Annotated in this window: 9 protein-coding genes and 1 pseudogene; 2 read left to right on the forward strand and 8 right to left on the reverse strand. The window is 73.5% G+C overall.

Going from position 1 to position 7,893, the window contains the following annotated elements; translation table 11 throughout:
• Positions 1 to 11: 11 nt before the first annotated feature.
• The 8 genes and pseudogenes from HWD93_RS01120 to glp form a co-directional block, all read right to left on the reverse strand.
• Complete coding sequence (locus HWD93_RS01120; protein WP_374115129.1) at positions 12 to 1,358, reverse strand: ABC-F family ATP-binding cassette domain-containing protein; 1,347 nt, start codon at positions 1,356 to 1,358, stop codon at positions 12 to 14.
• Between the two features lie 56 nt (positions 1,359 to 1,414).
• Positions 1,415 to 1,883, reverse strand: a pseudogene (locus HWD93_RS19610) (ATP-binding cassette domain-containing protein); the annotation flags it as partial.
• Between the two features lie 157 nt (positions 1,884 to 2,040).
• Entirely contained in the window at positions 2,041 to 2,439 is a 399-nt protein-coding gene (locus HWD93_RS01125) for a PLDc N-terminal domain-containing protein (protein ID WP_261645780.1), read from the reverse strand.
• Between the two features lie 22 nt (positions 2,440 to 2,461).
• A complete protein-coding gene (locus HWD93_RS01130; RefSeq protein ID WP_261645781.1) occupies positions 2,462 to 3,106 on the reverse strand; it encodes a hypothetical protein in 645 nt (214 codons plus the stop codon).
• Between the two features lie 34 nt (positions 3,107 to 3,140).
• Complete coding sequence (locus HWD93_RS01135) at positions 3,141 to 3,584, reverse strand: molybdenum cofactor biosynthesis protein MoaE (protein ID WP_261645782.1); 444 nt, start codon at positions 3,582 to 3,584, stop codon at positions 3,141 to 3,143.
• Positions 3,581 to 4,093: a molybdopterin-binding protein gene (locus HWD93_RS01140; RefSeq protein ID WP_261645783.1), complete on the reverse strand. Its 513-nt coding sequence runs from the start codon at positions 4,091 to 4,093 to the stop codon at positions 3,581 to 3,583. Before HWD93_RS01140 ends, HWD93_RS01135 begins: the two co-directional genes overlap by 4 nt.
• Entirely contained in the window at positions 4,090 to 4,581 is a 492-nt protein-coding gene (gene moaC, locus HWD93_RS01145; protein ID WP_261645784.1) for a cyclic pyranopterin monophosphate synthase MoaC, read from the reverse strand. Before moaC ends, HWD93_RS01140 begins: the two co-directional genes overlap by 4 nt.
• Positions 4,578 to 5,807, reverse strand: a complete 1,230-nt coding sequence (glp, locus tag HWD93_RS01150; RefSeq protein ID WP_261645785.1) for a gephyrin-like molybdotransferase Glp — start codon at positions 5,805 to 5,807, stop codon at positions 4,578 to 4,580. Before glp ends, moaC begins: the two co-directional genes overlap by 4 nt.
• Positions 5,808 to 5,926: 119 nt before the next feature.
• Here glp and HWD93_RS01155 point away from each other — a divergent pair, with 119 nt between their 5' ends.
• The gene (locus HWD93_RS01155; RefSeq protein ID WP_261645786.1) at positions 5,927 to 6,826 is read left to right on the forward strand and encodes an MTAP family purine nucleoside phosphorylase; all 900 of its coding nucleotides are present in this window, start codon (positions 5,927 to 5,929) and stop codon (positions 6,824 to 6,826) included.
• Complete coding sequence (locus tag HWD93_RS01160; RefSeq protein ID WP_261645787.1) at positions 6,823 to 7,893, forward strand: NAD-dependent epimerase/dehydratase family protein; 1,071 nt, start codon at positions 6,823 to 6,825, stop codon at positions 7,891 to 7,893. The genes HWD93_RS01155 and HWD93_RS01160 overlap by 4 nt, the downstream gene beginning before the upstream one ends.

The raw sequence follows: 7,893 nt of genomic DNA on the forward strand, positions 1-7,893 counted from the left end.
CCGGAGACCGCTCAGACTCCGAGCTGCTCCGCGACCTCGAGCCAGCGCTCCTCGAGCTGGTCCACCTCGGCCTCCAGACCGGCCAGGCGAGCCTGCAGCTCGCCGAGCCCGGCGTAGTCCGACTGGTCGTGCGTCGCGAACTGGTCGAGCAGCTGCTTCCGGTCGGCACCGACCTTCGCGATCTTGCGGTCGAGCGCCGACATCTCCTTCTCGGCCGTCCGACGCTCCGCGCCCGACAAGCCCGAGGCGGCCGCGGCCGACGCGCCGGGACCGGCCGTGGCGGTGGACCCGGCCACGGCGCCGGCCGAGCCGGTCCCGCCAGCCGTGTCGGGCCTCCCGGCAGACGCGGCGGCAGCCGCTGACGCGGTCCCGCCACCGGTGCCGGCCGCACGGAGCCGCATGTACTCGTCGACGCCGCCGGGCAGGTGCCGCAGGTGCCCGCCGAGCACGGCGTACTGCTGGTCGGTCACGCGCTCGAGCAGGTACCGGTCGTGGCTCACGACGAGGAGGGTGCCGGGCCAGGTGTCGAGCAGGTCCTCCATGGCGGCGAGCATGTCGGTGTCGAGGTCGTTCGTGGGCTCGTCGAGGATCAGGACGTTCGGCTCGTCGAGCAGGATGAGCATGAGCTGCAGGCGGCGCTTCTGGCCACCGCTGAGGTCCTTCACCGGCGTGGAGAGCTGCGCCGAGGTGAAACCGAGCCGCTCGAGCAGCTGGGACGGCGTCATCTCCTTGCCGTCGGCGACGTAGCTCGTCTTCTTGCGGGCGACGACCTCGCGGACGCGGTCGTCGGCGAACTGCGCGAGGTCGGCGAGCTGCTGGTCGAGGACGGCGACCTGCACGGTCTTGCCGGTCTTGACGCGGCCGCTCGTGGGCTGCAGGCGTCCGGACACGAGGCTGAGGAGCGTCGACTTGCCGGCGCCGTTCGGGCCGAGGATGCCGGTGCGCTCCCCCGGCGCGATCCGCCACTCGATGCGGTCGAGGATCTCGGTGCCGTCGAACGAGACGCTCACGTCGAGCAGGTCGACGACGTCCTTGCCGAGGCGCGCGGTGGCGGTCTTCGCGAGGGCGACCGTGTCGCGGATCGGCGGCACGTCGTCGATGAGGGCGTTCGCCGCGTCGATGCGGAACTTCGGCTTGCTCGTGCGGGCCGGGGCGCCGCGGCGGAGCCACGCGAGCTCCTTGCGGGCCAGGTTCTGCCGGCGCTGCTCGCTCGCGGCGGCCTGCCGGTCACGCTCGACGCGCTGGAGGATGTACGCCGCGTAGCCGCCCTCGAACGGGTCGACGACGCCGTCGTGGACCTCCCACGTGTCGGTCGACACCGCGTCGAGGAACCACCGGTCGTGCGTCACGACCACCATTCCGCCCTGGTTCGCGGACCACCGGCGGTTGATGTGCTCGGCGAGCCACTGGATGCCCTCGACGTCGAGGTGGTTCGTGGGCTCGTCGAGGAACAGGACGTCCCAGTCGCCGACGAGCAGGCGCGCGAGGGCGACACGGCGGCGCTGGCCACCGCTCAGCTCGTCCACCGACACGTCCCACGGGATGTCCGACACGAGGCCGCCGATGATGTCGCGGATCTTCGGGTCGCCGGCCCACTCGTGCTCAGCGAGGTCGCCCACGACGACGGTGCCGACCGTCTCGCCCGCAGGCAGGATGTCGCGCTGGTCGAGGTACCCGACGGTCAGGCCGCGGCGGTGCGTGACGCGGCCGCCGTCCGGTTCGAGGCGCTGGGACAGCAGGGCGAGGAGGGTCGATTTGCCGTCGCCGTTCCGGCCGACCACGCCGATGCGGTCGCCCTCGTCGATGCCGAGGGTGACGTTGTCGAAGACGACCTTGGTGGGGAACTCGAGATGCAGGTTCTCGGCGCCGAGGAGATGAGCCACCCGTCAAGGGTAGGCGGCGTGGCCGGGTGGTCGGTGCGGGAGGCGGTCCGCAGCGTGCGAGGTTCCTCGCTCCGTGGGACGGGCTTCGGGTCGCACGTCGGGCGGGACCTCGCACCGAGCGTCCGTCAGGGGTGCGGCGCGGGTCGGGAGGCGCGGGTCAGGTCCCGGTGGTCGGCTCGCCCTCGCCGGCGGCTTCCTTCGCCCGCTTGAGGCGCGCCTGCGCCTCCCAGTACTCGATCTCGCGCTCGAGCTCGGCGAGCTCCTGCTCCGTGCCGCTCACCCGCTTGTCGCCGTGGGCGTTGCGGGCATCGCCGAGCGTGGCGTACCGGTCTTCGTGGCGAGCCGGCTCGAGGTACCGGCCGTGGTTCCGCTCGCCCGGCGCCCAGTCGTGTCCGACGGCGAACCAGACGATGCTGCCGACGACGGGGACGAGGACCACGAGGAGCGCCCAGGCGAACTTCGGGAGCCCACGGATCTGGTCGTCGGTCTTCGTCAGGATGTCGATCAGGGCGAAGACCAGCAGGACCACGCCGGCCCCGTACAACAGCACGCTCATGGTCTCGGATTCTATGGATCGGCTAGGAACCGGCGCTACGCCCCGAACGCGTGGCGCGGTTGCGATCCGGCAACGGTCCGCTGCGGGGATCCACAGGGTCGCCGGTGAGGTACCGACGTGCGACGACGACGTCGCGGAACCCGAACCCGACCGCGACGGCGGCGGCGATCGCGGCGGCGAGGTAGAGCGGCCAGAAGAAGATGCTCGAGACCGCGACCGAGGTCATGAGGACGAGCCAACCGCCGGTGGACAGCAGGGCGCGGCCGCTGCTCGACTGCACCGCGGTCGCGCGCACCACGTCCAGCCGTTCGTCGGGAGCGTCCGCACGTCCCCGGATCGCCCGGTCGACGGCGTGCCGCTCACGGCCCGACAGCGACCGGGTCACGGGGAGTCGCTCGGGGTGCCGGCTCGATCGGAACGTCCGGCTCGAGTCGAGGATGACGACCGCGAAGCCGACGCCGACGCCGACTGTCGCCGCCACCCAGCGTCCGTCTGAGTCCGGTGCGAACACGAGTGCAGCGGCGATCAGCGCGAGGACCGCTGCTGCGAACGCGACGGTCAGCGTGGCGATGGGCAGGCGGCGCGGCGGCTGCGCGTCGAGCACGAGCCGTGCGCGTTCCTCGGCCAGCGCCCACCGGGACGCGGCTCGTGCTGCGGTGTCGGTCATCGCCCCCGATGCAACCAGATCGACTGAGGATGTGTCAGAGGGCGGCGACCCACTCGTCGGAGCCGTCGGTGAACCGCTGGTGCTTCCAGATCGGCACCCGCTCCTTCACGAGGTCGACGAGCGCACCGCAGGCAGCGAACGCCTCGGCCCGGTGCGGGGACGACACGGCTGCGGCGAGCGCCACGTCCCCGATGCCGAGCGCGCCCACGCGGTGCAGCACGGCGATGCGGACCTCGGGGTGGGCGTCGGCGATGGTCCGGGCCACCTCGGCGATGACGTCGCCGGCGCTCGGGTGCCGTTCGTACTCGAGCGCGGTCACGACCTTGCCGCCGTCGTGGTCGCGGACGACCCCGGCGAAGGTGACGACGGCGCCGTCCTGGTCGGTGGCGACGACGGCCGAGACCTCGTCGACGGTGATCGAGCGGTCCACGACGTCGGCCACCACGACCCGGTCGCGAGCCGCCGCAGCGTCCGTCACGAGGCGCTCCGCGGGGCGTGGCCCTCGCCCGAGACCTGGGCGAGGACGTGGTCGAGCAGGCCGTCGAGGACCGCGAGTCCGTCAGCGACACCGCCGCGGGACCCGGGGAGCGTGACGATCAGGGTGCCGCCGCCGGCGATCCCCGCGATGCCACGACTGAGCAGCGCGGTCGGTCCTGCTCCGGCGAGTCCGCGGCGCCGGATCTCCTCGGTGATGCCGGGGAGCTCGAGGTCGATGAGCGGTGCGATCGCCTCGGGCGTGCGGTCGGTCGGGGTGACGCCGGTCCCGCCCGTGGTGATCACGACCCGGGCGTCCGACAGGAGTTCGGCGGAGACCGTCTCGGCGATCGGGCCGCCGTCGGGCACGATGACCGGCTCGGCCACGGTGAAGGCTCGCTCGCGGAGCCAGCCTGCGATGACGGGACCGGTCCGGTCGAGCGCGGGGTCGACGGACGCCTGGGTCGACACCACCACGACGGCCGCCCGGCCCTTGGTCGGCTGCGAGGTCATCGGTTGCTCCAGTCTCCCGAGCGTCCGCCGTGCTTCTCGAGCACCCGGACGTCCGTGATCGTGGCCGCACGGTCGACGGCCTTCACCATGTCGTACACGGTCAGGGCCGCGACGCTCGCGCCGGTCAGCGCTTCCATCTCGACGCCGGTCCGTGAGGTCGTCCGCACGGACACCTCGACGAGGACGCGGTCGTCGTCGCCGGTGATGTCGACCTCGACCCCGGCGATCGGCAGCGGGTGGCAGAGCGGGATGAGGTCGGAGGTCTTCTTCACGGCCATGATCGCCGCGATGCGGGCGGTGCCGATCACCTCGCCCTTGGGCAGCGAGCCGTCGAGGATGCGGGCGACGACGTCGGGGCGGGTGACGAGGGTCGCGGTCGCGGTGGCGGACCGCGCGGTGACGTCCTTCTCGGAGACGTCGACCATGTGGGCGGTGCCGTCGGCGCGGACGTGCGAGAGTTCGTCGGCGGCGGGTGCTGGTTCGGTCAACGGAGACTCCAGACGGTCAGCGGGTCACCGGGCGCCACCGTGGCGGTGCCGATCGGGACGTGGACGAGGTGCGTGGCGGTGGCGTAGTGCGCGAGCAGGTACGAGCTGGGACCCCCGACGAAGTGCACGCGGCCGTCCTCGACCCGGCCGCGCCGGACCTGGTGCTTGCCCTCCGGCGAGGTCGCGGTGTCCGCAGCGGGCAGCACCGCGGCGACGCGGTCGTCGGGGATCCCGGCGTCCGCCGCCAGGAGCGGGCGGAGGAAGACCTCGAACGAGACGAGCGCCGACACGGGGTTGCCGGGGAAGGACACCACGGGGACCGGACGCCCGGCGAGTTCGACGGTACCGAACGCCTGGGGGCCGCCGGGCTGCATCGCGACGGGGGTGACGGCGAGACCCCGCGGTTCGAGGGCCTGCCGCACGACCTCGTACGCCCCGGCGCTGATGCCCCCCGTGGTGACCACGAGGTCGGCCCAGTCCCCCACCGCATCGTCGAGCGCTGCGACGAAGGTCGATTCGTCGTCCGGCACCCGCACCGACCGCGAGGCCACCCCGACCTCGGCGAGCGCCGCCCGCAGTGCGATCCCGTTGGCGTCGCCGATCGTGGCGTCACCGGCGCCCTGGAGTTCGGAGCCGGTGGACACGACGAGGACGCGGAGCTGCCGGACGACGTCGACCGTCGAGACCCCGGCCGCGGCGAGCGTCCCGAGCACCGCGGGTGTCACGGCAGCACCGGCAGGAGCCAGCTCGCCCCCGCTCGGCAGGTCGGTGCCCGTCGCCCGGACGAAGGTCCCGGGGGCGAGGTCGTCCGGCACCGTGACCTCGGCCAAGGCCAGCGCCGCGGGGAACGCCCCGGGGTCGGTGGCCTCGACCGGGAACACCGCGTCGGCGCCGAGCGGGATGCGCGCCCCCGTCATGATCGGCGCAGCGGTCCCGGGGTCCAGCGCCGGTGGCATCGTCCCCGCCGGGATCGGGGCGACCACCCGCAGCACGCGACCGGCGTCGGCGGCACGGACGGCGAAGCCGTCCATCTGGCTGTTGTCGAACGGTGGGAGCGGCACGGGTGCGACGACGGCACGTGCGAGCACGCGGTGCCCCCGTCCGCCGCCGGCACCGGTGGCGAGGTCGTCGATGTCCCGTGCCTCCGGGACCGCGGAGCGCCTGGCGGACAGGACCGGCGCGACCAGGGCCGCGATCTCGTCGCGGTGCTGACCGATCGTTCGCACGTGCGCCTCCGAACAGGTGAGAAGTGTGCCCGCTCCCGGTCCGGCCGGGGGCGGTCCCAGTAGCGTAACGAGCGCGCAGAACGCGCCGAGGACCATTCGGAGGACCTGTGGAGAACGACGTGACCACGACCGGGGCTGTGGACGAGACGCGCATCGGGGTGATCGGCGGTTCGGGCCTCTACGAGCTGTTCGAACCCGGCACCGCGGACGAGATCGACGTCGACACCCCGTTCGGCGCCACGTCGAGCCCGATCAGCATCGGCACGATGGCCGGCAAGCGCGTCGCGTTCCTCACCCGGCACGGCCGCGCGCACTCCGTCGCCCCGCACCGCATCAACCACCGCGCGAACCTGTGGGCGCTGCGGTCGCTCGGGGTCCGCGCCGTGGTGTCGTCGAGCGCCGTCGGCGGGCTGCACCCCGACTACGCCCCGGGGACCTTCGTCGTGACCGACCAGCTGATCGACCGCACGTGGGGCCGCGCGGACACGTTCTTCGAGGACGCCGTGCAGCACCTCTCCTTCGCGGACCCGTTCGACCCGGTGCTCCGACGCGTCGCGATCGGTGCGATCGAGCGCCTCGACGTGCCGTTCCGCCCGACGGGCACGTGCGTGGTGATCCAGGGGCCGCGGTTCTCGACGCGTGCGGAGTCCGTCTGGATGCGCGAGGCCGGCGGCCACACGATCAACATGACGATGACGCCGGAGGTGCCGCTCGCGGCCGAGCTCGGCATCGGGACGGTGAACCTCTCGTTCGTGACCGACGCCGACGCCGGCCTGGCCCCGTCCGAGGCCGAGGCGGAAGCGCAGGCAGCCGCCGGAACCGGCGAGGCCCCGGTCACGCACGGCATGGTGATGGAGCGCCTGGCCCGTGCGAACGAGGTGATCGTCCGCGCGATCGGCTCGATCGTGGCGGCGATCCCGGACGACTACGCCCCGCGCGAGCTCGTCCCGGCCGAGGCGAGTGCGAGCGCCATGACGAGCGCACGGCCCGCAGCAGCGACCACGGGAGCCACCGCGTGACCCGCCTGCTCGTCACCGGCGGCGCCGGCTTCATCGGCTCCGCCATCGTCCGCCGCGCCCGGGCCGAGGGCCACGAGGTGCGCGTGCTCGACTCCCTCCGCGACGACGTGCACGGCGACCCCGCCGAGGTCGTCACCGCCCACCAGCAGCAGGGCATCGAGTTCGTGCACGGCGACGTCCGCGACCGGGTCGCCCTCGACGCGGCCCTCGACGGCGTGGACGTGGTGTGCCACCAGGCCGCCAAGGTCGGCCTGGGCGTCGACTTCCAGGACGCCCCGGACTACGTCTCGACGAACGACGCGGGCACGGCCCACGTCCTCGCCGGCATGGACCGCCACGGCATCGGCCGGCTCGTGGTCGCGAGCTCGATGGTCGTCTACGGCGAGGGGGCGTACACGACCGCCGCCGGCGAGCCCGTGCGTCCACCCGCCCGTCGCCGCGCCGACCTCGACGCTGGTGAGTTCGACCCGATCGGGCCGGACGGCACGCCGCTCCTGCCCGGCCTGATCGACGAGTCCGCCGCGCTCGACCCTCGCAACGTGTACGCGCAGACGAAGGTCGCGCAGGAGCACCTCGCGTCGTCGTGGGCCCGTGCCACCGGAGGCCGCGCGATCGCCCTGCGGTACCACAACGTCTACGGGCCGGGCATGCCCGCGAACACGCCGTACGCCGGGGTCGCGTCGCTGTTCCGCTCGGCGCTCGCCCGCGGCGAGGCCCCCCGCGTCTTCGAGGACGGCCGCCAGCGTCGCGACTTCGTGCACGTGGACGACGTCGCCGGCGCGAACGCCGCGTCGATCGCCGCGACGGCGGAGCTCCCGGCGGAGACCTTCCGTGCGTACAACGTCGGCTCCGGCGTCGTGCACACCATCGGCGAGATGGCGGCCGCGATCGCCGGCCCCGAGGGGCCGCGACCGGTCGTCACGGGCGAGTACCGGCTCGGGGACGTCCGGCACGTGACGGCGTCGTCGGACCGGATCGCCGCCGAGCTCGGGTGGCGTGCCGAGGTCGACTTCGAGCGCGGCATGCGGGAGTTCGCGACGGCGCCGCTGCGCGCCGCGGTGCAGTAG

The organism is Curtobacterium sp. C2H10, assembly GCF_025407985.1.
GTDB lineage: Bacteria > Actinomycetota > Actinomycetes > Actinomycetales > Microbacteriaceae > Curtobacterium.